The organism is Arenibacter troitsensis, assembly GCF_900177645.1.
In the GTDB taxonomy this organism is placed as follows: Bacteria; Bacteroidota; Bacteroidia; order Flavobacteriales; family Flavobacteriaceae; genus Arenibacter; species Arenibacter troitsensis.
In genome coordinates, this window is record NZ_FXAO01000005.1 from 57324 (window position 1) to 81389 (window position 24066).

Genomic DNA, 24066 nt, shown 5'->3' on the forward strand with positions numbered 1-24066 from the left:
GCAGGAATGACAACTTAATCAACTAGGCAGACAGCCAATAAAAGTCATCACTAAAAACCCTAAGCCACACCATCCTGAAATACCACTCTAAAATAAAACACAGTAATATCCGGATTCCTGCCTGTGCAGGAATACATTAAAAAAACATTTGGTTCCCTTCACCAATATTTATACAAATTGAAAAGGGCAAACTTCCTTAATATCAGCTTTACTCCAATAACCACATGATCGGTTACTAGTTGCCTTTATTTACGCAAAATCATTCCCGCGCAGGCAGGAATCCATTAGACTGGTATACCCTTTTTATCAGTTCTTAATTGTTTACCACAAACTACCTATGAATCGAAATTGGAAACTTCCCAATTTCAGCTTTACTCCAATAACCACATGATTGGTTACTAGTTGCCTTTATACACGCAATGTCATTCCTGCGCAGGCAGGAATCCAATGGCCTAGAATTATTTATGGACCGTCTATTTTATTTAACCATAAAGCAGATTGTTAATCCAGATTTAACATTTACCTTTAATACTATATACAATTAATTATCCGCTCTTTGAATACCTTAAAAAAGTAGTGGCCCCCTGAATAAGATGAATATCCAAATTGTCATTAATACAAATGTCATGAGAAAAATTCGCTTACTTCTTGCATTACTACTTGTCAGTTCTATTTTAATTGGACAGACCAAAGAATTCTCCAAAGATTATTTTTTACAAAAAAGCAAAAAACAAAAGACCACCGCTTGGATATTGTTAGGAGGGGGAACGGCAATGGCTGTTGGAGGATTCGCTAAATTTGATTCCAGCTGGGATAGTGGATCCGCCAGTAGCACGGACATAGCTGGCATTATCGGCACGGTCGGATTTTTGACCGGTTTAGCCAGTATTCCCTATTTTATCAGTGCCTGCAAAAACAAAAAAACAGCCATGTCCATTACATTTGATTATATACCAATTTATTTTTCCAGTGATAACTTGGCCGCAACACAATCTTATCCAACGATGTCCCTGAAAATTAAACTATGAGCCTTAACATTCCCTAACAAAGGTTTAATAGGGCTTTAACGGTATTTTACAGATAGTTTTATTAAGTTAAAGGTGAACCTTAAAACTTAAAAAGAATGGGAATTATACATGAAAAGAGAAAGTTTAAAAGAAAAGTGGAACAATCCAATCCTACTAACCCTACCGGGAATACCAATGTTGACACCAATGACTTTGACATTGAAAAGGATACTATAAAGAATCAGCAGAACAAGCATTAATAGATGCCAAGTAATTTCACAAGCTGAAACCATAATGGAATTATTCTAGAAAAAATCTTTATACTGCAAAACCCTGAAATCGATCGTGTTGAATTTAGGGTTTGCGTCTTTCATTTTTTTAAATAATTTCAAGCTTCCCACTGCCCTGTTGGCCGCCCCTGAAGGTGCCGTTAAGGATACTGTTTTAATTACCCTCTTCTTGTCGACCCTTAGATCTAATGTGGTTTTGGACGAAATGTCCAATTTTGCGGATGGCAGAACGAACTGATGAATACGGGGTACCTCATTGGTAACCGGTTCCAAGCTAATTCCTTGTTCCTTCAGATATTTTCTAAAAAAATATTCGGGACCATTTTTACTATTTCCGCCCGTAAACAATAAGGTTTCCACCTTAGGATACTGTTTAATATATCCCAACATATCCCTCAATACAATATTTTCCATCCCCAAATCCGATGCATCCATCTTGGAACGATGCGCACTTTGCACTATATCGCATATTCCTATTTTTCGCTCCTTAAGAAAATCCATGCGTTGCCTAATGGCCTTTTCTGTAGTTTCAAAATCTAAATCGAGTCCAAAAATGCGATCTAAAATAGGCCACAATTGGCCATCCCGGCTGCCGTAACAAAAATTAACGTCCCCCTCCTTTAAATCACCTGTAGTAAATCTTGGCGGTGGCAAGGTTCCTACTATCAACTTGGTGGCCTCCTTGAATAAAAAGGGTTCATAAGGATGTGTATGCAAGAACATGTTGGACAATTTAATTAGTTTAAAAGGCTAAACGCTTACAAAGGTAAACGGATAAAACAAAAAGTTGCAGGGATATGCCCAAGTATCGACAAATTCCCTGCAACTATAATATTTATTAGTGAAACTCAATTTTGAGAAGTCAATAAGACGCACTGAAAATTGTAAGTAGAATTAATCCCGCCTTTTTCGGCGGGATCTAGATTCAATGCCTCGACCTTTGGGTTGATTCCTATTATTGCGCTCAGGGCTTGCCCTGAGGTTTAATACCTTTTATTATTACGCTTAATTTATTATTTTAATACTAACACCAGATCCTCGGAATTGACCAGGGAACCTCCGTTTAATTGTACTATGTCTACAATACCCTCTTCTGTTGCAGTGACCGTTGTTTCCATTTTCATGGCTTCAATCACAAATAAGGGCTGGTTCTTTTTTACTTCTTGGTTCTTTTTTACCAAAACACTGGACAACAATCCCTGCAATGGTGCCCCAATCTGCTTTGGATTGGAAGCATCTGCCTTAACATTTTCAACCTTGTCCACCTTAACGGATTTATCCTTTATGATTACATTTCGCAATTGTCCGTTTACCTTAAAGTATATGCTAACATTTCCAGCTTCATCGGGTTCCCCCTTGAGCATAAGTGAAACAAGAATGTTTTTCCCCCTGTCCAACTCTACAATGATCTCTTCCCCAATTTCCATCCCATAAAAGAAATTCTTGGTTGGGATATTCATAACATTGCCATATTTTACATGGTGGTTATAGGCGTCCGTGAAAACCTTTGGATACAATTTATAGGAAAGGAAATCTGTTATAAGCAACTCGCGCCCCATTCCCGAACTGAATTTTCTTTTGAAGTCATTGAATTCCTTATCAAAATCTATAGGTTCCAAATGTGCATTGGGCCTATCCGTAAACGGTTTTTCATCCTTCAGCACAATTTTCTGTAGTTTAGAGGGGAAGCCACCAACCGGTTGCCCAAGATCTCCTTTAAAGAAGCCTATTACAGATTGGGGGAAAGAAATGCTATCACCCCTTTCCAGTACATCCTCTGCCGTAAGACCGTTACTGATCATATATTGAGCCATATCCCCTACCACTTTGGAACTAGGGGTTACTTTTACAATATCCCCAAATAGTTTATTTACTTCCCCGTACATTTTGGTGACCTCGGGAAATTTGTCCTCCAATCCCAAAGCTATTGCCTGCCCTTTTAGGTTGGAGTACTGTCCGCCCGGTATTTCATGACTGTATATCTCTCCAGTACCCGACTTTAATCCGGACTCAAAAGTATAATAGTAATTACGGACAGTTTCCCAATAATTGGAATACTCGGCCAATTTATCGGTATTCATAATATTCTGCCGCTCGTTAAAACGCAACATCTCCACCACCGAATTAAAATTAGGCTGGGAAGTAAGCCCGGACAATCCGCCCAAGGCAACATCAACTACATCCACTCCGGCCTCTATAGCTTTTAGGTACATGGCCGATTGGGTAGAGGAGGTGTCGTGGGTATGTAGATGTATAGGGATATTAATTTCCGATTTTAAGGCGGAAATCAATTCATAGGCGGCATAAGGTTTTAACAAACCAGCCATATCCTTAACTCCCAAAATATGTGCTCCCGCATTTTCTATGTCCTTGGCCAATTGCACATAATATTTTAAGTCGTATTTTGTTTTGGAAGGATCCAAAATGTCCCCAGTATAGCAAATGGAGCCTTCGGCCAGACCCCCGGTTTTGGTACGTACATATTCAATACATGGAGCAAGGGATTGCATCCAGTTGAGCGAATCAAATATTCGAAAAACATCCACTCCGGACTTATAGGATTCCTCAACAAACCGCTCTATTAAATTATCTGGGTAAGCCGTATAACCCACACCATTGGAGCCCCTTATCAACATCTGCAATAATACGTTGGGCATGGCCTTACGCAATAGTTCCAAACGTTCCCAGGGATTTTCCTGTAAAAATCTAAGACAGACATCAAAGGTGGCACCTCCCCAGACCTCCATACTAAAAATTTCAGGGTGGTTCTTGGCATAACCCTCGGCCACTTTCAACATATCCACTGTTCGCATACGTGTGGCCAACAAACTTTGATGGGCATCGCGCATGGTAGTATCTGTATAATGGACCTTTTTTTCATTCATTAGCCATTGCGAAAACTGCTCCGGTCCCAATTCCGTCAAAAGATCCTTTGTACCCTTTGGATAACCTTCGAACTTAGGGAAAGAAGGAACTTTTGGTTTGGAAAAAATATGATCCTTATCCAATTTCTTCACATCGGGATTCCCGTTAACAATAACTTCCCCCAGAAACTCTACCAGTTTATTGGCACGGTTCCTTGGTTCCACGAACTTGAAGAGTTCCGGTTCGTTCTTAATAAAATTCACGGTAACCTTGCCTTCCCTAAAAGTAGGATGCTTTAGGATATTGTCCAAAAATGCCATATTGGTCTTAACACCACGGATACGGAATTCCGCCAACGCCCTACGCATTTTTCTACAGGATCCGTCCAAAGTTCTACTAATAGCGGACACCTTAACCAGCATGGAATCGAAAAATGGGGATATGGCCACCCCCTGATAAATACTACCGGCGTCTAGCCTAATACCCAATCCGGAAGCACTCCTATACGTGGTAACCACTCCATAATCGGGCTTAAAATCGTTTCCTGGATCCTCGGTGGTTATCCTACATTGCAGGGCATAGCCCGTTACAACCACGGAGGCTTGATTCTGAATCTTAATCTGTTTATCGGACAGTTTATACCCTCCCGCTATAAACAGTTGGGCCTTGACCAGATCAATATTCGTGATCATTTCAGTCACGGTATGTTCTACCTGTATCCTAGGGTTTACTTCTATAAAATATATACTTCCGTCATCATCGACCAAAAACTCTACCGTTCCAATATTATTATAATCTACAGCCTTGCAAATATCTATAGCGTACTTGTATAGATTATCCTTGGTTTCCTGTGGAAGACCTATGGAGGGAGCAAACTCTATAACCTTCTGATATCGGCGTTGCACGGAACAATCACGTTCATATAGGTGCACTATGTTGCCATGGGTATCCGCAACGATCTGAATTTCTATATGTTTTGGGTTTTCCACGAATTTTTCGAGAAAAACGGTATCATCACCAAACGCGTTCAGGGATTCCCTCTTTGCCTCAGGAAACCCTTTTTTAAGTTCATCCTCCGTACGGATCACCCTCATCCCACGCCCACCACCACCTGAAGCAGCTTTGAGCATTAAGGGATAACCAATATCCTTAGCTTCTGCAAGGGCAACATCTATATCGGTCAAGTCCTTATCACTACTTCTTATAATTGGTATATTATTGGCTACTGCTACGTCCTTTGCGGTAATCTTATCCCCTAAAGCCTTAAGCACAGAAACCTTTGGGCCTACGAAAATAATTCCGTTGTCGTAACATTTTTGTGCAAATTTGGCATTCTCGGACAAGAATCCATATCCAGGGTGTATGGCGTCCACATCATTGTCCTTAGCAACCTTGATTAGGGCATCCATATCCAAATAAGGCTTTAAGGGTTCATTGTCCTCCCCAATCTGATAACTTTCATCAGCCTTATATCGATGCAGGGAATAGCGGTCTTCATAGGTATAAACTCCTACCGTCTTAATTCCTATTTCTACACACGCCCTAAATATTCGAATGGCAATCTCGCCCCTATTTGCTACTAATACCTTTTTTATTTTCAACCTATTACGTTTTTGGAAATACTCAGTTTAACATAATCTGACAATTCTACAAACTTAGCATATTAGGGTTAGGAAGCCAATTTGTTAAAAGTATATCTTTTAACAAAATTGTTACAAATACAAATAAATAGGAAAAAAGTGATTCCAAATGAAACTTGCCATTAAGATATTAATACTTTAATTTTAAAGGAGATAAAATACAGACAAAATGGGAAAAGGAGATAAAAAATCGAAAAGAGGAAAAATTATTAATGGCACCTATGGAACAAGGCGTAAAAGAAAAATTAAAAAAAGACCCACTATTGAAGAAAAAATAAATCCTGGCAAGAAAAAATAAGGGCACTTTTAATAGCGTTTAGTCCATTATAAAATTTAGGACAACATCCCCCTCCTCGGAGATATTTAGGCCATAGGTGTAAAATCCATTTTCCAATGGTGTTTCACCTACAAAATCTATGGGTTGAACAACATAATTCTCCTCACCGACCATAATATTGATATAGGCATAGGTATAGGCCGTTTCATATTCCAGATAATCGGAATACTCATCGGGAGCTATATTCTCATGAATCATATCATCACTACCCACCTGTACGGCATCAAAGATAACACTGCTTTCATTTTTTATCCTGATGTTCACCCCTTCCAGGTTGTCATCCCTATCAGAACAGTTAATAAACACAGTAGCAATCAAAAATAACAAAGCGAATCGTTTCATATCAAACTCAATTAAGTAGTATTACTTATTTGAAAATAACGCTTTTTTTCCTGAAATATTCTATCTGATAAACACCGGTTGATTTTCCTTTAAGGTATGTTCTTTACTGTACAGGTAGCCATCCCTGTCAAACCCCTTAACATCGTCCAAGGTTTTGGCATCGGTATCCAATATATAACGCACCATTGTTCCCCTGGCCTTCTTAGCGAAAAAGCTTATTATCTTTAAATTATCATTCTTCCAATCCTTGAATATTGGGGTAATTACAGGTACTTTAAGATGCTTTTCATCTACTGCACCAAAATATTCATTGCTGGCAAGATTTAGGAAAAGCTCATTGTCCTCCAATTCTGAATTTAAATAATCTGTGATCTGTTTTTTCCAGAACTCATATAAATTCTTTTTGCGTCCTATCTTTAATTGCGTCCCCATTTCCAAACGATAGGGCTGCATAAGATCCAAAGGTTTTAAAACACCATATAAACCAGACAATATCCTAAGTTTCTCCTGTAGAGGTTCCAATTTTTCCGCAGCCAAGGTATATGCGTCCAGACCTTGGTAAACATCCCCATTAAATGCATAGATTGCCGGCCTGGCATTTGTTTCTGTAAAGGGAACCAAAAATTGCTGGTTCCTTTCCCAATTAAGTTCAGCAAGATTTGCGGAAATGCCCATTAACTCAGCTAAGGCCTTGGGCTTTTTCTTGGCCAAAACCTTGTTCAACTGTTCCGCCTCCTTTATAAAATAGGGTTGTGAAAATTTCTTAGTGGGCAATTTACTTTCAAAATCCAAAGATTTTGCAGGTGATATTACTATTTTCATACTTGCTGGGATCTATTTAAGATTTAGACCAAAAATAATGTCTGAACATTAAATTACCTAAGCCTTTAAAATCTTGTTATCAATATCGGTATAAACGAAACCTATTCAACTTGACTATGTTTGGCGTATTGCTTCCATTTTTCGATACAATTGGCCATATCTTCAGGAATTTCGGAATCGAACCTCATAAATTTACCGCTAACGGGGTGCATAAATCCCAAGGTCTTTGCATGTAGGGCCTGTCTAGGTAATATTTTAAAGGCATTATCCACAAATTGCTTGTATTTGGTAAAAGTGGTCCCCTTTAAAACTTTTTCCCCACCGTACCGCTCGTCGTTGAACAATGTATGGCCAATATGTTTTAAATGCACACGAATCTGATGTGTCCTACCTGTTTCCAAGGTACAGGAAAGCAAGGTTACATACCCATATCGTTCCAGAACCTTATAATGGGTTACCGCCTCCTTGCCCTGCTCTCCCTCTGGAAAAACATGCATCTGCAAACGATTTTTCGGATTTCGGCCTATATGTCCCTCAATGGTTCCCTCATCCTCTTCCACATTTCCCCAGACCAACGCTATATATTCCCGTTCGCTAGATTTTTCAAAAAACTGCTTGGCCAAATGCGTCATTGCAGCTTCAGTCTTTGCCACGACCAAGAGGCCTGAAGTATCCTTATCAATTCTGTGCACCAGTCCAGGACGTTCATCACTATTCTTGGGTAAATTGTCAAAATGATAAATCAGGGCATTGATCAAAGTTCCTGAATAATTTCCATGCCCCGGATGCACCACCATCCCAGCCGGTTTGTTCACCACCAAAAGAACATCATCCTCATAGACGATATCCAAAGGAATGTTCTCTGGGGTAAGTAAGTTTTCATGGGGTGGATGGGCAAACATGACCCGGATATGGTCACCCGCCTTTACCTTGTAATTTTGTTTTACCGCAGCTCCGTTTACCCAGACATTTCCATCCCTTGCGGCCTGCTGAATCTTATTGCGCGTTGCGTTTTCAATGAAATTCATTAAAAACTTATCTATCCTTAATGGATCCTGACCTTTGGAAGCCTTAAAACTATGATGCTCAAAAAGTTCCTCTTCATTTAATTCAAAATCATCCTGTACCTCCATAATTATTCGGACTCTGCCTTTACTTCTGCTCTTGAGGTAATATTACCGTTGCCGCATATCAACTCTATCTTAGAGGTTTTTGGCAGCTTGTCACCGGGGACAACATATTTTCCTTTATACTTAATGTTGTAGACCATGTCTTTTCCCAATTCGTCCACATAGGTAACCCTTTCCACTTCCAAACCGACCGCTTTGAGCATTGAACTTGCATTTCTTTGGGTAACCTGAATAATATTGGGAATAGTGACTTTTTTATATCCGGATGGATTAACGGTTATATAAATTTTCCTGTTCTCTTTAACCTTGCTTCCAGCACGGGGAGTTTGATCAATGATGGAAAACCTAGGATACGTTGGATTGTAATTGGCCGAATCCAATACCTCATATCTCAACTGTGATTGATCTATGATGGACCTCATCTCCGTCACCGACATTTTGGATAGATCCGGAACCTCCACAAATTTACCGTGATTGGTAGTGGCCTTTAAATACTGCATTGCCCCAACTACCAATAAAACAGAAACCACTAATGCCAGCACCAACTGAATCAAAAAAGTTTTACTCGTTAAAAAATTAAAAAAATTTCGCATGGTATATTTTCTTGTGCCACAAAGATAGAAAACCGGACGCTTTTTCTTTACTTTGAACGCATGTTATTTGATTATTGATTTTAGCGATTGGACAGCTTTAAAATAAGCCAGAACAATTATGGACATTTTATAGTATCCTTGCAAGCAATAACTCACTTTGACTAGCTGTTATGACCAATTTATAAATTTAGTTCTACCAATGAAAAAAAATATTGCAATTATAATGGGCGGCTACTCCAGCGAGTACAAGATTTCCTTAATTAGCGGAGGTGTGGTATATGATTACTTGGACAAAGAAAAATTCAACGCCTATAGAATACATGTTTTTAAGAACAAATGGGTCTATGTAGATGCCGACCAAGAAGAACACCCTGTTAATAGGCACAACTTTACAGTGGACCTAGCCACGGAAACAATAAAATTCGATTGCGTGTTTAATGCAATACATGGTTCCCCCGGGGAGGACGGACTCATGCAGGCCTACTTTGAGCTTATTGGAATACCACAAACTTCCTGTGATTACTACCAGGCTTCCCTAACATTTAATAAACGAGACCTATTGAGCGTTCTAAAACCTTATGGCATTAAGTCGGCTCCTTCCTATTATATAAATTTGGGAGACCCCATTGACGAGGATGGGATAATAGCGAAAGTAGGATTGCCATGTTTCGTAAAAGCCAATAAGGCCGGAAGCAGTTTTGGCATTTCCAAAGTCTATAAAAAGGAGGAATTACTCAAAGCCATTGACAATGCCTTTAAAGAGGACAATGAAATACTAATAGAATCCTTTTTGGACGGAACCGAGGTATCCGTAGGGGTTATCAAATACAAGGGGGAGACCAAAGTATTGCCCATCACCGAAATTGTATCGGAAAACGATTTTTTTGATTATGAAGCCAAATATGAAGGTAAATCCCAAGAAATAACGCCGGCGAGAATAACAAAGGAACAAGAGCAAAAAGTGAGACAAATTGCAAAAAAAGCCTATGAGGTGTTAAAAATGAAAGGGTTTTCTAGAAGTGAGTTCATTTTTGTAAATGATGAACCCTTTATGCTGGAAATGAACACTACACCTGGACTTACTACAGAAAGTATATTGCCCCAACAGGCAAAAATTGCAGGTATCTCCCTTTCAGAACTATTTGAAAGTGCCATTTGGGAAGCTTTGGAAGAAAATAATTAATTTTAATACCATACCCGTTTACCACATTATGGGTATTTTAGTGAACCATTCGTTTTCCGGTCTCTTGCAATGCCACCGGAGATTGACAACTTTAATTTTGCTATAATGAAGAAAAGACGTGCTATTTTTCCAGGTTCATTTGACCCTTTAACTTTAGGCCATTATGATATTATTAAAAGAGGAATAACCCTTTTTGATGAACTAATCATCGCCATTGGGGTAAATACCGATAAAAAATACATGTTTCCCCTCGAGGAGCGCAAAAGATTTATATCCGAGGCATTTAAGGACGAACCCCAAATTACTGTGTTGACCTATCAGGGGTTAACGGTCGACTTCTGCAAAAAAGTCAATGCCGGTTTTATACTTAGGGGACTTAGAAATCCAGCGGATTTCGAATTTGAAAAGGCCATAGCCCATACCAATCGCAAACTCTCCGAAATAGAAACCGTATTCTTGCTTACCTCGTCGGGCAAATCTTATATCAGTTCCTCCATTGTACGGGATGTTATTAGAAATGGTGGCGATTATTCTGGCTTGGTACCTGATTCCGTGCGAACAAAATAAGAAATATACCCTTGTCTTTTTTTCCTACAAATAAACCAAATACAAATATGGCACCGTACTATTATGGACACCTCTAGATAAGCTTGTTTTTATGCTCTACACCAGACCGCAGCATCCAAAATAGACTTAAAATTTCTTTATATTACCATTACACAACTAATTTTGTCCAATTCACAACAATCTATTCGCCGAATTAAATAATCGGACTACTATTGTAGGAAAATGCGACAGATGATTATGAATACCCCCATCGTATCAAATCAATTCCTAATTAAACAGTTGCCTAAATCGACAGCCTTTATTAATAAGGAATTTAAGGTTGTGCTTGCGTCCGATAAGTGGGCCGAAGACTTTGGTTTCCAAGGTATGGACTATATTGGAAAATCCATTTATGAACTGTTTGGCGCTACAACCAAGAAATGGTCCCACAATTTGTTAGCTTGCTTCGATGGGAAATTTCCAGAGCCCGAAATAGAGGTCTACCCAAATAATAGTCCTAAAGAAAGATGTTTCAAATGGACAAACATTCCTTGGTATGATGAACAGGAAAACATAATTGGAGCAATCGTACAAACAGAGGATGTAACGGATAGGGTTAAAAATGAATTAAGAATAGAAAAGCTGGAGTTCCTACAAAAGGAGACCGGAGAGCATGGTAAAATTGGGAATTGGGAATACCAAAAATCCAAAGATAAGTTTACATGCTGTGAAATGATAAGACGCATTTTCGAAGTCGACGATGATTTTGAAATCAATATAGACAACTCTGTTAATTTTTATAAGACCGGTTATAGCAGGAACACTATTTCTATGGCAATTTATTCTGCCAATCAGAAAAAAACTCCTTGGAACGAAAAATTACAGATCATTACCGCCAAAGGAAATGAAAAGTGGGTAAATGTTTCCGGTAAGCCATTATACAAAAACGGCGAATATGTGGGACTCATTGGCATTGTCCAGGACATTACGGATTATGTTCAGAAAGAACAAAAGACCAAAGACAATGAACATCTATTAAAAACGCTTATAAACAACCTACCATTACAAATTTATATAAAGGACACCCAATCCAAAAAGTTGCTGGCAAATAAATCCGAACTTCAATTTCTTGGAATTGAAAATGAATCCGATATTATCGGTAAGGATGACTTTGACCTATACGATAGGGCCACAGCTCAAAAATTCAGGGATGAAGACATTGAAGTAATGATTTCACAAATCCCCATGTTAAACAAGGAATTGACCCGAACCAACCCCGATGGTTCCATTATTACCTTTCTATCCTCCAAAATTCCTTTGATTGGGGAAAATGGAGAAGTGACTGGTCTAGTAGGAATCAGTATGGATATTTCGGAACAAAAGCAGAAACAAAAGGAACTAAAAAGCTTAATATCCGTAACCTCCTCCCAAAACAAGAAATTAATTAATTTTGCACATATCGTTTCGCATAATTTAAGATCCCACTCTGCCAATTTTGCCATGCTATTGGATTTCTTGGGCAATGAGGAAGATGAAAAGGAAAGACACAAAATAATGGAGATGCTCTCGGACTCCTCCAAAAGCCTTATGGAAACCCTTCATAATTTAAATGATATTGTTGCCATAAATACCGAGTCGAACATAATTAAAAAAGAGGTCAACTTTAATAAAAAACTAAACGCTGTGCTTAAGCAAGTAAATAATCAACTTATCACTGCCAAAGCAACAGTAATCAGTGAAGTATCGGATGATGTTAACATAAACGTGGTACCTGATTATTTGAAAAACATTTTAACGAACATTATAACCAACGCCATTAAATATAAAAAGCCCAAAGTTGACCCTGTAATAAAATTGAGCGTTAATTATGTCCAAAATTACACGGTCATAAGCATCGAAGACAACGGACTTGGAATGGATTTAAAAAAATATGGAACCAAGTTATTTGGAATGTACAAAACCTTCCATGGCAATTCGGACGCAAAAGGCCTAGGACTATACATTACCAAAAATCAAATTGAAGCCATGCATGGCAAAATAAGTGCCAATAGCCAAGTAGGTATTGGAAGCACTTTTAATTTATATTTTAATGACAAAAATTAACTCAATATTTATTGTCGATGATGACACCATAACGATCTACGGAATTAAAAAAATCTTAACTTCTGTCGCCACCTGTAACGATATTTTTGAATTCAAAAACGGACAAATGGCACTTGACCGTATAAAGGAAATGATTATCGAAAAATCGGAATTACCGGATTTAATTTTTTTGGACATCAACATGCCAATAATGGATGGCTGGGAATTTATGGAAGAGTTCATAAAATTACCCATAAACAAAAAGGTAACTATAAATATAGTAACCTCCTCCATTGACCAATTTGATATGGACAAGGCGGAAAATTTCAAGTCCTTGACACACCACAGCGTTATTTACACCAGTAAACCTATCAGAAGGGCTGATATAGAAAAAATTACAACAGCCATTTCCGTTTAATACCCAAGATTTAGCTAACTTTGAATTCTTGAAGATTATTTTGGACCTCCTTTACGAAGGAGAATTACCTATGTAACACCTAATTTCCCAAGTGAACTTCAAAGTCTTTTTTTTTGAGTTTTAAACCAATTATAACGTAGCATGAAACTTCTGGTAAGACTTTTTTTACTGCTTTGTCTTATTTCCTGCGAGACTAAAAAAGAAAGAAAAATTGAAGATATTAAAACTGTTTTTGAACGCAGTAACGGAGAAGAAACGGCAACCTATCTCCAAATAATAGACTTCTACATTCAACTTGCCAAGGAGTTTCCAGAAATAAATATACAGATCATTGGCGATACCGATAGCGGCAACCCACTACACGTAGTAACGTACAACCCGGATGCAGATTTTAATTTCCAAAAAATAGGACGGGACAAGAGCATCGTATTTATTAATAACGGCATACATGCCGGGGAAAGCGATGGCATAGATGCAACCATGTTACTATTCAGGGATTTGGCCCTAAAAAATATGGATGCCCCCAAGAATACGGTGGTAGTAACCATACCTATCTACAATGTAGGCGGTGCTTTGAATAGAAATTCTACCTCCAGGGCAAATCAAAATGGTCCCAAATCCTATGGTTTTAGGGGCAATGCAAAAAATTACGACCTTAATCGCGATTTTATAAAAGTAGATACTAAAAACGCCCACACCTTTGCTAAAATTTTTCACTTAATAAAACCGGATATCTTTATAGACAACCATGTGAGCAATGGGGCCGACTATCAATATACCCTATCACACCTATTTACCCAACATAATAAATTGGGCGGAGAATTGGGCACGTACCTTCATGAAGAGATGGTTCCCACATTGGAAAATTCTTTAAAGGAATTGGACTGGGACATTACCCCCTATGTAAACGTATTTAACCAGGTTCCCGAAAAAGGCTTTTCCCAATTTATGGACTATCCCAGATATTCCACAGGCTATGCCGCTCTTTGGAACACTGTTGGCCTAATGGTGGAGACACATATGCTTAAACCTTACAAACAAAGGGTAGAGGGCGTATACGCCATAATGACAAAAATTCTGGAAATTTCCGAAAAGGATTACAAGAAAATCAAGCACTTAAGGGAGAATGCCTTTGAGGTTTATCTAGAAAAACAGAACTACCCGCTACAATGGGCCATCGACACCACAAAAAGTACCATACTGGAGTTTAAGGGTTACGAAGCCGATGAATTTAATAGCGAAATAACAGGTTTACCAAGGCTTAAATACGATAGGAATAGACCTTTTACAAAAGAAGTGGAATATCAAAACTTTTATAATTCAACCCATGAGGTGGAAATCCCCAAGGCCTACGTAATAAAGAAAGGATGGGACAGGATAATAGATTTATTAGCGGTTAACCAGATCAGCTTTAAAACCTTGAAACAAGACACTTCCATAGCAGTTGAGTCTTATAAAATAGATAGCTACAGTACTGTTGAAAATTCATACGAGGGCCATTACCCACACTTTAACACCAAAGTGCTGCGCAGCAACCAAAAAGTCAATTTTACGGCTGGGGACATCCTGGTCCCAACTAATCAGAAAGGCTTGCGTTATTTATTGGAGACCTTGGAACCAGAAGCTACGGACTCTTTCTTTAATTGGAATTTCTTTGATGCTATTTTACAACAAAAGGAAGGTTTCTCTCCTTACGTTTTTGAAGACCTAGCCCTGGACATCCTCCAAGAGAACCAAGAAATGAAAACCCAATTCAATTTAAAAAAGGAAATAGACAGTACTTTTGCCGGCGATTGGTACGCCCAACTGGATTGGATCTACAAAAGGTCCAAATACTATGAGGCGGAACACATGCAATATCCAATTTATAGAATTTTAAAGGAATAATCCTTTAATCTTCGAACAGGATTCTAATATTGGCATAAGAATTCTCCAAGGCTTTTTTTATTTTATCAGGGCCCTTCCATTTTACCTTTTCTATTCCCTCAGAGGCCTCGCCCACTAAATCTCCTTTGTAATTGGTCTTCATGGCAAACCAATGTACCTCCTTTAATTTATAATTACCATTCCTTTTAAAAAGGTGATATGTGGTCCTTAGAAAATTTTCAATTTTTAAACCCTTTACCCCTGTCTCCTCCTCTACTTCGCGCAACGCACATTCCTCAATGGTCTCCCCCTTGTCCAATTTCCCTTTAGGAAGGTCCCATTTATCGTTTCTGTAAATAAAAAGTACTTTCCCCTCCTTGTTGGTTACCACTCCACCTGCCGCGACCACCAGCGGTATTTTCTTAGAAAATTTCTTTAATATCTCCTCATTATTAGGGTGATAAATAAAAGCTTCATTAAGTTTTTTGCTAGCCAAGGAGTCTATTGCCTCATTAATAGCAGACCCGTTCAACAAAAAATATTTATTATTTGCCGTATCTGATAATTTATTTGTTAAAATCAGAGGTGACTCATTAACAAAAACTTTATACATTTGCGTCATGGTTTTAGACAAAGACACTGCCAAAAAAACTGCAGAGCTTCTGCTGCAAATTAATGCAATTAAGTTGAAACCTGAAAATCCTTTTACATGGGCTTCAGGATGGAAATCTCCAATTTATTGCGATAATAGAATAATCCTTTCGTACCCAAGCATTAGGAACTATGTTCGGGAACAAATGGGAAAGCAAGTAGAAAGCCTGTACGGGAAACCGGATGTAATAGCCGGAGTGGCCACCGGGGCCATTGGAATCGGGATGCTTGTAGCCGAATATTTGGGACTTCCATTTATATATGTAAGACCAGAGGCTAAATCGCACGGGCGTCAAAACCAAATAGAAGGTCGTTTGGAGGCCAATCAGAGTGTTGTTGTTATTGAAGACCTTATCAGTACCGGAAAGAGCAGTCTAAACGCTGTGGACGCTCTAAAAAGTAATGGTGCCAACGTAAAGGGAATGCTCGCCATTTTCACCTACGGCTTTGATATAGCCAATGAAAACTTTAAGCAGTACGGCCTCGATTTACACACCTTGAGCAATTATGATTATTTAATTCAGCAAGCCTCGGACACCAATTATATTAAAGAGAATCAATTAAAAACTTTGTTAGAGTGGAAAAGCAGCCCCTCTACCTGGCAATCTTAAATTATGTATTTAGAAACTCCCAAGAAAAAAGTTAATAAAAGCAGTAAGGAAGTTTTTGATTTTCTAAACGATGTGAAGAATTTCGAAACCTTAATGCCAGAAAATATAAGTAAGTTCGAGCTTATCAATGAAAATAGATTTTTGTTTGCCCTTACAGGAATGCCTGAAATTGTTTTGCAAAAGAAACAGCAGACCCCATATTCCCAATTGATTTTAGGTGCAGCCAGTGATAAATTGCCCTTTACCCTGACCGTAGATATTGTATCAATAAATGAGCATGAGAGTGAAGTTACCCTAAGTTTTGAAGGGGAATTCAATGCCATGATGGCCATGATGATAAAATCGCCGATCAATAATTTTATAGGAACATTGTCCGAGAATCTTTCCAAGATATAATTGTAACCCTTATTTTTCAAAAATTGCTCAATATAGCAGCCTAACTTCCTTTAGGTTAAATTCTTTAAGGATGTTATCCTCCAATAAAATCTTTAGTTTACCTGCACTTGAAACGCCTTTAATAAAACCCATAAACATTTCATCATCCTGATCTTTAAAGGTGGAAGGTTTATCCTTTCTAAAAAGTGCGCTCTCGTATCGTTCAACAAGATTTCTCCTGTCCAATTTCGTATTCTTGGCGAGTAAATTTTTAAGGTTATCAACAATACCCAATAATAGTTCCTCTAGATCCAATGATCTTCCCAAAAGCAGTTTTAAAGAGGACACATTGGGAAGGTTATTGAAAGTTAATTGATTTACATTTAAACCAATTCCAACAATTGAAGCCTGAATATGTTGTCCGGATAAAATATTTTCAATAAGAATTCCACAAATTTTGGAATGTCCTGACATTATGTCGTTAGGCCATTTAATCTTTAAATCGGGCACATGAAGTTGGGTTAAGGTATCATAAATAGCCAGTGAAACATAAATATTCAGAAGAAACTGCTCTGAGACCGGCTCCTTCAAAGATTTAACTAAAACGCTAAAAGTCAGATTCTTACCAGGTTCAGACAACCAACTTGTCCCCATTTGCCCGCGCCCCTTCAATTGAGTATGGGCCATCACTGCCGTAAAATTCCCGATCTTATTTTGGAACAACAAATCTTTTAAATAGGCATTTGTTGAGTCCGTGGCACTAAGTTTGATTAATTGCATTTACAATCTTATGATTATTATATAATGTATTGTTAAAAACAATAGTTAAAAAAACAAAAAAATAATAACTTTGTAAAAATTTAAAATTTTTGAATGCAGAAAAGGAAAAGTAGCGCAGATGAGTTAATTGCCTTAATTTTAAGTGGAATAGAAGAGGTTAAAGGACATGATATAAATTTACTTGATCTTAGAGATATTGAGAATACTGTTTGTGACTACTTTATAATTTGTAATGGTACTTCCAACACACATGTAAATGCCATAGTAGGCTCCATCCAAAAAACTGTCAGTAAAGCAATTCAAGACAAACCTTGGCATGTAGAAGGTTCTGACAATGCGGAATGGATATTAATGGACTACGTAAACGTAGTTGTACATGTATTTCAAAAACAAGTTAGAGAATATTATGATATAGAAGGACTTTGGGGAGACGCCAAAGTAACCTCAGTTGAAAGTAGCTTCAATCAGTAAAAAAAAATAATGGCAAAAGAAAATAATACAGGTCCCAAAAAGCCTAAATTCAATACTTGGTGGATATATGGCGTAATAGCAATATTACTAATCGGTTTTCAATTTTTCGGTAGCGGAAACTTCGCGAATACAAAAAAGGCGAGTACTTCCGAACTTCAGGAATATCTTAGAAATGGTGATATCAGAAAAATATTGGTCATTACCAATACCAGGCAAGCAAAAATATTCCTTACCGAGGAAGCCTTGAATAAGGAGGTTCATAAGGATGTATCCGATCAGCCTTTCTCTTTGACGGCCACTGCTACGCCCCAATATGTAGTAAACTATGGGGATCAGCAGAACTTTGAAAATGAGATCAATGACATTAAAAAGGAAAACAATTTAGACACGGAGCTTACCTACGACCAAGAGTCGAATGTGCTTACCGAACTTCTGTTAACCTTATTGCCGTTTGTGCTTATCATTGGCATTTGGATTTATTTAATGCGTCGTATGTCTGGCGGAGCCGGTGGAGGCGCTGGCGGTCAAATCTTCAATATTGGAAAGTCTAAAGCTAAATTGTTCGACGAAAAAACGGATACAAGAACCTCGTTCAAGGACGTTGCCGGATTGGAAGGCGCCAAGGAAGAAGTAGAGGAGATTGTGGAATTCTTAAGAAATCCGGACAAATACACCTCCCTAGGGGGTAAAATTCCTAAAGGAGCTCTATTGGTAGGACCTCCAGGAACGGGTAAAACCTTATTGGCTAAAGCGGTTGCGGGTGAAGCAAAAGTTCCTTTCTTTTCACTTTCCGGTTCGGATTTTGTGGAGATGTTCGTAGGGGTCGGAGCCTCTAGGGTAAGAGACTTGTTTAAACAAGCCAAGGACAAATCACCGGCCATTATCTTTATTGATGAGATCGATGCCATTGGCAGGGCCAGGGGCAAAAATAATTTTACAGGTTCCAATGATGAAAGGGAGAATACCCTCAACCAGTTGTTGACCGAAATGGATGGTTTTGGCACCAATACCAACGTTATTGTTTTGGCAGCCACCAACCGTGCAGATGTTTTGGACAAGGCATTAATGAGGGCCGGCCGATTTGATAGACAGATATACGTAGACCTTCCGGATATTAGGGAAAGGAAAGAAATATTCGAAGTACACTTAAGACCTATAAAAACAGCCGAAACATTGGATCTGGATTTTCTGGCCAAACAAACTCCAGGTTTTTCGGGTGCCGATATCGCCAATGTCTGTAACGAGGCGGCATTGATCGCAGCACGTAAGGAGAAAAAAGCTGTTACCAAACAGGATTTCTTGGATGCTGTAGACAGAATAGTAGGAGGGCTTGAGAAAAAGAACAAAATAATTACTCCAGGGGAAAAGGAAACCATTGCCTATCATGAAGCCGGACATGCCACGGTAAGCTGGATGTTGGAACATGCCGCTCCTTTGGTAAAAGTGACCATTGTGCCCAGAGGACAATCCTTGGGTGCCGCATGGTACTTGCCGGAAGAACGCCTTATTGTCCGTCCGGAACAAATGAAAGATGAAATGTGTGCTACCCTAGGTGGTAGGGCCGCCGAAAAAGTAATCTTTAACAAAATATCTACGGGCGCACTTAGCGATTTGGAAAAAGTGACCAAACAGGCCAGGGCCATGGTAACCATTTATGGATTAAACGATGAGATTGGCAACATTACCTATTACGACTCATCGGGTCAAAATGAATATGGTTTCTCCAAACCCTATAGCGAACAGACGGCATTGACCATAGACAGAGAGATTTCCAAGCTTATAGAGGAGCAATATAAAAGGGCCGTTGAACTATTGTCCAAAAACAAAGATAAACTTACCGAATTAGCGCAACGTTTATTGGAAAAAGAAGTTATATTTAAGGACGATTTGGAAAAGATTTTTGGGAAGCGCCCTTTTGAAAAAGACTTAAGACTGGAAGCTGAGGAAGCAGCTGAAAAAGAGGAAAAATCCAACAGGGATCTTCCAAAATCGGAAACAGAAAAATAAAACAATAAATAATTCGTTGTTCCTAAACAACTAAGGGGCATAAGGCTCCATTTAGACATTAATGGGATTATTTGATAAACTTTTCGGGGGAGGAAAAAGAAAGGTTTCCAAGGAAACTGTGGAAACGAGGGGGCAACATATGCCCGACTTAAATATTCCTGTCGACGAAAAGTTTACCATTAATTTTAAACACAACGGAGGCAAGTTTCTTTATTGTGATTCCATTAATGAAGTTTTCAGCAATTTGGACAACATTATCATTGAAAATAAATGGCAGGACCAAACCTTTTTTTCAATGGACAAAAGATTGGAGGAAAAGTTTGCCAAACAAGAAATTAATTTCACCAATCTCCCCAATAACAGCGAAATATTTTTTACTACCTGTGAGCATTTAATTGCCCAAAATGGTTCCATTTTGGTCTGCTCCAATCAATTGAAAGAAAGAAAGCTTCACGAATTACCATCAAATGTTATTGTTTTTGCCACTACTAGCCAAATGGTCGAATCTATTGGAGAGGGATTAAAGACAATTAAAAAGAAGTACAAAAATGTAATCCCTGCCAATATTACCACCATTAAGCATTTCCAACCCACGGCTGAAAATTCCGATGATTTCTTAACTTACGGAAGTAGTTCTAAAAATCTTTATCTTTTACTTCTGGAAGACTTATAACATGAGAGAAATTTTAAGGCGCTTACTTACAGGTGCGGTCTATGTAATTCTGCTACTTTCCGCCGTATTTCTAAGCTCCGATGCGTTTGATTTTTTGTTTATGACCTTTGGACTTGCCTGTCTTTATGAGTACAAACGAATGATTAAACTGCCCGGCTACCATATTTTTATAGCCTATTTGGCTCTTTGGTGGGCATTTATTTATATTATAGATAATAAGATTCCCATCAATATTTTGATGTTCATTACAATATCCATTAATTTTATATTGTTGTACTATCTATTTTCCGGTAAGGAAAAGCTGTTCAACAATTTGCAAAAGTTTATTATTGGCTTATTTTATATAGGGGGAGGATGTATTTTCCTTACCATGATACCGTACAAGGACAATGAATTTGCAAAATTTCTGATCATGGGGGTATTTATCCTTATTTGGGTCAACGATACTTTTGCCTATTTGGTAGGAAAAAGTATTGGTCGCAATAAATTGTTCCCGTCCATTTCCCCAAAAAAAACAATAGAGGGAGCCATAGGAGGTTTTGCTTTTGCCTTGGCCGCTTCCTACTTTTTATCGAAATATGAGACCAATATTTCATTGGGACAATGGTTGATCCTAGCAACTGTGATTGTACTTACGGGAAGCTTGGGCGATCTTATAGAATCAAAATTTAAAAGGGCCGCTGGGGTCAAGGACAGTGGAGCAATTTTACCGGGACATGGCGGCATGTTGGACCGATTGGATAGTTTGGTTTTTGCCGCACCTTTTGCATATTTAACTTTAATTATTTTTTCCCATGTTTCATAGAGAAGGACAAAGAATTATTATTACAACCTTTATTATAGTTTGTACCATTATAGTATTGGCCAATTATTTCATAGATATAACTTGGCTAAAATTTGGACTTCAAATAATTTCCCTACTTATCCTTATTTTAATTCTACAGTTTTTTAGAAATCCCAAAAGGAACGTATCCAAGAATTTTGATGAAATATTGGCACCTGTAGATGGCAAGGTCGTTGCTATTGAAGAAGTGGAGGAAACCGAATATTTTAAGGCAAAACGGATACAAGTGTCCATTTTTATGTCTCCAATAAATGTGCACGTAACGAGATATCCGGCAAGTGGACTTGTTAAATTTTCAAAATACCATGCCGGAAAATATCTGGTAGCTTGGCATCCTAAATCCAGCGAAGAGAATGAAAGGACTACCATTGTTATTAACACTCCCAAGTTTGGGGATATCCTCTACCGCCAAATTGCCGGTGCCTTGGCACGTCGTATAGTCAATTACGCCGAAGTAGGGGAAAGCGTTCAACAAGGGGAAGATGCAGGATTTATTAAATTTGGCTCTAGGGTAGATTTGTTCTTACCTTTGGATAGTGCAATTACCGTGAAATTACACCAAAAGGTGACCGGAGCAAAAACATGTATTGCCACTACAAGGGTTAAAAAAGAAAATGAAGACTGATAAACTAAAGAAAGATTTTATTGCAGCGGTCGATTTCGTTAATGATTATACAGACCCGTTGCCTGCCGATCTTTTATTAAAACTCTACGCCTGTTTTAAAATTGCCAATCGCAATTTTAGCCATCCAGGCAGCAGGACACCCTTAATAAACGCATTTAAGGCCAATGCCCTGATCCAAGCAAAAAATGTAAGCATTGAAGAAGCAATGGAACGCTATATAGAACTGGTGGACAAAGAAATCAGGAATAACAAAAAGTAAAACACAAATTCCAATTGGAATATTTCACAAAGCCTTCCAACCTCCCTTAATTTTGATATGGTAGATGAGACACGAAACCGTTATTATCCGAGCTTTCCTTTTCCTGCAAATACCATTCATTATTCCTTGTAGAGAAAAAGTGCTTTAAGCAGCCATTTCCATTTCGGTTTCCCTATTTTCAAAATAAGTGAAATATATTCCTGCTAAAATCGTGATCAGAAAATAAGCCCCAATCCAAGCATTTCCCATTGAAAGTTTGGTATTTAGTCCAAACCAATCCCCAAAATAAACTATCCATAAAATGCCGGCCATTCCGCGGATCACCTCGATAACAACAGCATATTTCTTCCTATCCATAAGAGTAGTGTATCCATAAATACCAATAAAAATAAAGCCACCAAATGCAAGTAGTCCCTCAAAACCAATATCTGTGTAATTGTAGAACATAAACATCATTAGAGCCAGACTCATTAGCATTTGAAAAATGGAATAAATCTTCAAACCTCTGCTAGCGTTGGAAACATATCTTTTAAAATTGTAGACGTCCCCTATAGTAGTAATGGGATACTTTGCCTTAACATCATCCGGCCTCCAGCCAGTAGGCATAAACCAAACTCGTAATTTGTCCTTATAGCTCTTGGTGTGCCATGCATCCTGCAATATCCTCCACAAATGCTGAAAATTGATGATTATAGGGTTCCAAGTCCCTGCAGGTTTCAAAACTCCAAATTGGGGCGGAACCTCCTCCAGCTCCTCCTGAAAAGTACCGAACATACGATCCCAAACACACAGAATCTGACCTAGGTTCTTATCTATATATTCCGGATTAATGGCATGGTGCACCCTATGTTGGGAAGGGGTGACCAAAAAATATTCCAACCATCCCATTTTACCGATATGCCTGGTGTGATACCAGAATTGTGCAAATAAGTGTATCGGGGCCAAAATGGCTATGACCATGTGGGGCACGCCCAAAACCGCTGCTGGAATCAAGAACAGGGAAAAATAACCTACTAGGTTGCTGATAGGTTGTCTAAGGGCACAGGCAAGATTAAACTCTTCACTACTATGGTGAATTACATGCTGATTCCAAAAAATATTTATTTTATGGCTAAGCCTGTGGTTCCAATACCCGGCAAAGTCCAGAACCACAAATGCAATGGTCCACACCAACCAAGTGTCCTTAATTTCGGTTATTGCCAAATGCTCCAACAAAAATGGATAGGAAACTACGATCAGTGCCAAACCCAAGGTATCCTTAATTATATTGGTCAACCCTGAACTTATACTGGAAACCGTATCCATAACATTATGCATTTGCTTTTTAACAAAATAGCCATAGGTTATTTCTATTGTTAAAAGGATTACAAAAAACGGGATGGCATATAAAAGTGCCGTTGCGTAGGTCTCCATAAAGCAAGGTAAATCCTGATGTACCTAACAAATATAGCAAAAATCGTTATTTTTTTATAAGATATCAATTCGGTAATAAGCACCACATAATCATGATGTAGTAGCCGAACAAAATAGACCAAGCCGGATAACCAATTGGATTTCATATCTAAGGCTTCCATGGCACTCCCCTAAAGCCTTTGTTTTCAATTTAAATAAAGTATAAATTAGTTGCATATACCCTTTATTCGCCTTTA

25 protein-coding genes are annotated in these 24066 nt (G+C 38.3%); 16 read left to right on the top strand and 9 right to left on the bottom strand.

What is annotated here, in order from left to right:
* The first annotated feature begins 593 nt into the window (after window positions 1-593).
* Window positions 594-1028 (top strand): hypothetical protein, encoded by a 435-nt coding sequence (locus B9Y87_RS12165; RefSeq protein WP_085499286.1) that lies wholly within the window; start codon window positions 594-596, stop codon window positions 1026-1028.
* A 95-nt stretch (window positions 1029-1123) separates the two neighbouring features.
* Window positions 1124-1267 carry a hypothetical protein gene (locus B9Y87_RS21930; RefSeq protein WP_176225625.1) on the top strand — a complete coding sequence of 48 codons (144 nt, stop codon included), beginning with the start codon at window positions 1124-1126 and terminating at the stop codon, window positions 1265-1267.
* A gap of 45 nt (window positions 1268-1312) precedes the next feature.
* Here the strand turns inward: B9Y87_RS21930 and B9Y87_RS12170 are convergent, their stop codons facing one another.
* Both B9Y87_RS12170 and B9Y87_RS12175 read right to left on the bottom strand, forming a co-directional pair.
* A complete protein-coding gene (locus B9Y87_RS12170) occupies window positions 1313-2020 on the bottom strand; it encodes a uracil-DNA glycosylase family protein (protein ID WP_085499287.1) in 708 nt (235 codons plus the stop codon).
* Between the two features lie 290 nt (window positions 2021-2310).
* The gene (locus B9Y87_RS12175; protein WP_085499288.1) at window positions 2311-5763 is read right to left on the bottom strand and encodes a pyruvate carboxylase; all 3453 of its coding nucleotides are present in this window, start codon (window positions 5761-5763) and stop codon (window positions 2311-2313) included.
* A 208-nt stretch (window positions 5764-5971) separates the two neighbouring features.
* Here B9Y87_RS12175 and B9Y87_RS12180 point away from each other — a divergent pair, with 208 nt between their 5' ends.
* Window positions 5972-6100 carry a 30S ribosomal protein THX gene (locus B9Y87_RS12180; protein WP_085499289.1) on the top strand — a complete coding sequence of 43 codons (129 nt, stop codon included), beginning with the start codon at window positions 5972-5974 and terminating at the stop codon, window positions 6098-6100.
* Window positions 6101-6118: 18 nt separating this feature from the next.
* Here the strand turns inward: B9Y87_RS12180 and B9Y87_RS12185 are convergent, their stop codons facing one another.
* The 4 genes from B9Y87_RS12185 to B9Y87_RS12200 all read right to left on the bottom strand — a co-directional run bounded on the left by B9Y87_RS12185 (window position 6119) and on the right by B9Y87_RS12200 (window position 9026).
* On the bottom strand, window positions 6119-6481 hold the full coding sequence (locus tag B9Y87_RS12185) for a hypothetical protein (RefSeq protein WP_085499290.1): 363 nt from the start codon (window positions 6479-6481) through the stop codon (window positions 6119-6121).
* Window positions 6482-6541: 60 nt separating this feature from the next.
* Window positions 6542-7303, bottom strand: a complete 762-nt coding sequence (yaaA, locus tag B9Y87_RS12190; protein ID WP_085499291.1) for a peroxide stress protein YaaA — start codon at window positions 7301-7303, stop codon at window positions 6542-6544.
* Window positions 7304-7404: 101 nt separating this feature from the next.
* The gene (locus tag B9Y87_RS12195; RefSeq protein WP_085499292.1) at window positions 7405-8436 is read right to left on the bottom strand and encodes an RluA family pseudouridine synthase; all 1032 of its coding nucleotides are present in this window, start codon (window positions 8434-8436) and stop codon (window positions 7405-7407) included.
* 2 nt (window positions 8437-8438) lie between these two features.
* Window positions 8439-9026 (bottom strand): PASTA domain-containing protein, encoded by a 588-nt coding sequence (locus tag B9Y87_RS12200; RefSeq protein ID WP_085499293.1) that lies wholly within the window; start codon window positions 9024-9026, stop codon window positions 8439-8441.
* A gap of 199 nt (window positions 9027-9225) precedes the next feature.
* Here B9Y87_RS12200 and B9Y87_RS12205 point away from each other — a divergent pair, with 199 nt between their 5' ends.
* The 5 genes from B9Y87_RS12205 to B9Y87_RS12225 all read left to right on the top strand — a co-directional run bounded on the left by B9Y87_RS12205 (window position 9226) and on the right by B9Y87_RS12225 (window position 15142).
* Window positions 9226-10209 (top strand): D-alanine--D-alanine ligase, encoded by a 984-nt coding sequence (locus tag B9Y87_RS12205; protein ID WP_085499294.1) that lies wholly within the window; start codon window positions 9226-9228, stop codon window positions 10207-10209.
* Window positions 10210-10314: 105 nt separating this feature from the next.
* Window positions 10315-10776, top strand: a complete 462-nt coding sequence (gene coaD, locus B9Y87_RS12210) for a pantetheine-phosphate adenylyltransferase (protein ID WP_085499593.1) — start codon at window positions 10315-10317, stop codon at window positions 10774-10776.
* 231 nt (window positions 10777-11007) lie between these two features.
* Window positions 11008-12858: a PAS domain-containing sensor histidine kinase gene (locus tag B9Y87_RS12215; protein WP_085499295.1), complete on the top strand. Its 1851-nt coding sequence runs from the start codon at window positions 11008-11010 to the stop codon at window positions 12856-12858.
* Window positions 12845-13255, top strand: a complete 411-nt coding sequence (locus B9Y87_RS12220; protein WP_085499296.1) for a response regulator — start codon at window positions 12845-12847, stop codon at window positions 13253-13255. Before B9Y87_RS12215 ends, B9Y87_RS12220 begins: the two co-directional genes overlap by 14 nt.
* A gap of 141 nt (window positions 13256-13396) precedes the next feature.
* A complete protein-coding gene (locus B9Y87_RS12225) occupies window positions 13397-15142 on the top strand; it encodes a M14 family metallopeptidase (protein ID WP_085499297.1) in 1746 nt (581 codons plus the stop codon).
* A 4-nt stretch (window positions 15143-15146) separates the two neighbouring features.
* Here the strand turns inward: B9Y87_RS12225 and B9Y87_RS12230 are convergent, their stop codons facing one another.
* A complete protein-coding gene (locus tag B9Y87_RS12230; RefSeq protein ID WP_085499594.1) occupies window positions 15147-15734 on the bottom strand; it encodes an NUDIX hydrolase in 588 nt (195 codons plus the stop codon).
* A gap of 7 nt (window positions 15735-15741) precedes the next feature.
* Here B9Y87_RS12230 and pyrE point away from each other — a divergent pair, with 7 nt between their 5' ends.
* On the top strand, window positions 15742-16383 hold the full coding sequence (pyrE, locus tag B9Y87_RS12235; RefSeq protein WP_085499298.1) for an orotate phosphoribosyltransferase: 642 nt from the start codon (window positions 15742-15744) through the stop codon (window positions 16381-16383).
* Window positions 16384-16386: 3 nt separating this feature from the next.
* The gene (locus B9Y87_RS12240) at window positions 16387-16779 is read left to right on the top strand and encodes an orotate phosphoribosyltransferase (RefSeq protein ID WP_085499299.1); all 393 of its coding nucleotides are present in this window, start codon (window positions 16387-16389) and stop codon (window positions 16777-16779) included.
* A 27-nt stretch (window positions 16780-16806) separates the two neighbouring features.
* Here B9Y87_RS12240 and B9Y87_RS12245 read toward each other — a convergent pair whose 3' ends face one another.
* Window positions 16807-17538 (bottom strand): biotin--[acetyl-CoA-carboxylase] ligase, encoded by a 732-nt coding sequence (locus tag B9Y87_RS12245; RefSeq protein WP_085499300.1) that lies wholly within the window; start codon window positions 17536-17538, stop codon window positions 16807-16809.
* Between the two features lie 93 nt (window positions 17539-17631).
* On the opposite strand from B9Y87_RS12245, the gene rsfS reads away from it, so the two are divergent.
* From rsfS to B9Y87_RS12275, 6 genes are all read left to right on the top strand, one after another.
* A complete protein-coding gene (gene rsfS / locus B9Y87_RS12250; RefSeq protein ID WP_085499301.1) occupies window positions 17632-18009 on the top strand; it encodes a ribosome silencing factor in 378 nt (125 codons plus the stop codon).
* A 9-nt stretch (window positions 18010-18018) separates the two neighbouring features.
* A complete protein-coding gene (gene ftsH, locus B9Y87_RS12255) occupies window positions 18019-20016 on the top strand; it encodes an ATP-dependent zinc metalloprotease FtsH (protein WP_085499302.1) in 1998 nt (665 codons plus the stop codon).
* Window positions 20017-20077: 61 nt separating this feature from the next.
* Window positions 20078-20689 (top strand): LUD domain-containing protein, encoded by a 612-nt coding sequence (locus B9Y87_RS12260; protein WP_085499303.1) that lies wholly within the window; start codon window positions 20078-20080, stop codon window positions 20687-20689.
* Window position 20690: 1 nt separating this feature from the next.
* Window positions 20691-21494 (top strand): phosphatidate cytidylyltransferase, encoded by an 804-nt coding sequence (locus B9Y87_RS12265; RefSeq protein WP_085499304.1) that lies wholly within the window; start codon window positions 20691-20693, stop codon window positions 21492-21494.
* Window positions 21484-22158 carry a phosphatidylserine decarboxylase family protein gene (locus B9Y87_RS12270; RefSeq protein ID WP_085499305.1) on the top strand — a complete coding sequence of 225 codons (675 nt, stop codon included), beginning with the start codon at window positions 21484-21486 and terminating at the stop codon, window positions 22156-22158. The genes B9Y87_RS12265 and B9Y87_RS12270 overlap by 11 nt, the downstream gene beginning before the upstream one ends.
* Window positions 22148-22417, top strand: coding sequence for an acyl-CoA-binding protein (locus tag B9Y87_RS12275; protein ID WP_085499306.1), 270 nt, complete (start codon window positions 22148-22150; stop codon window positions 22415-22417). Before B9Y87_RS12270 ends, B9Y87_RS12275 begins: the two co-directional genes overlap by 11 nt.
* Window positions 22418-22561: 144 nt before the next feature.
* Here the strand turns inward: B9Y87_RS12275 and B9Y87_RS12280 are convergent, their stop codons facing one another.
* Complete coding sequence (locus B9Y87_RS12280) at window positions 22562-23830, bottom strand: sterol desaturase family protein (protein WP_085499307.1); 1269 nt, start codon at window positions 23828-23830, stop codon at window positions 22562-22564.
* Between the last annotated feature and the right edge of the window lie 236 nt (window positions 23831-24066).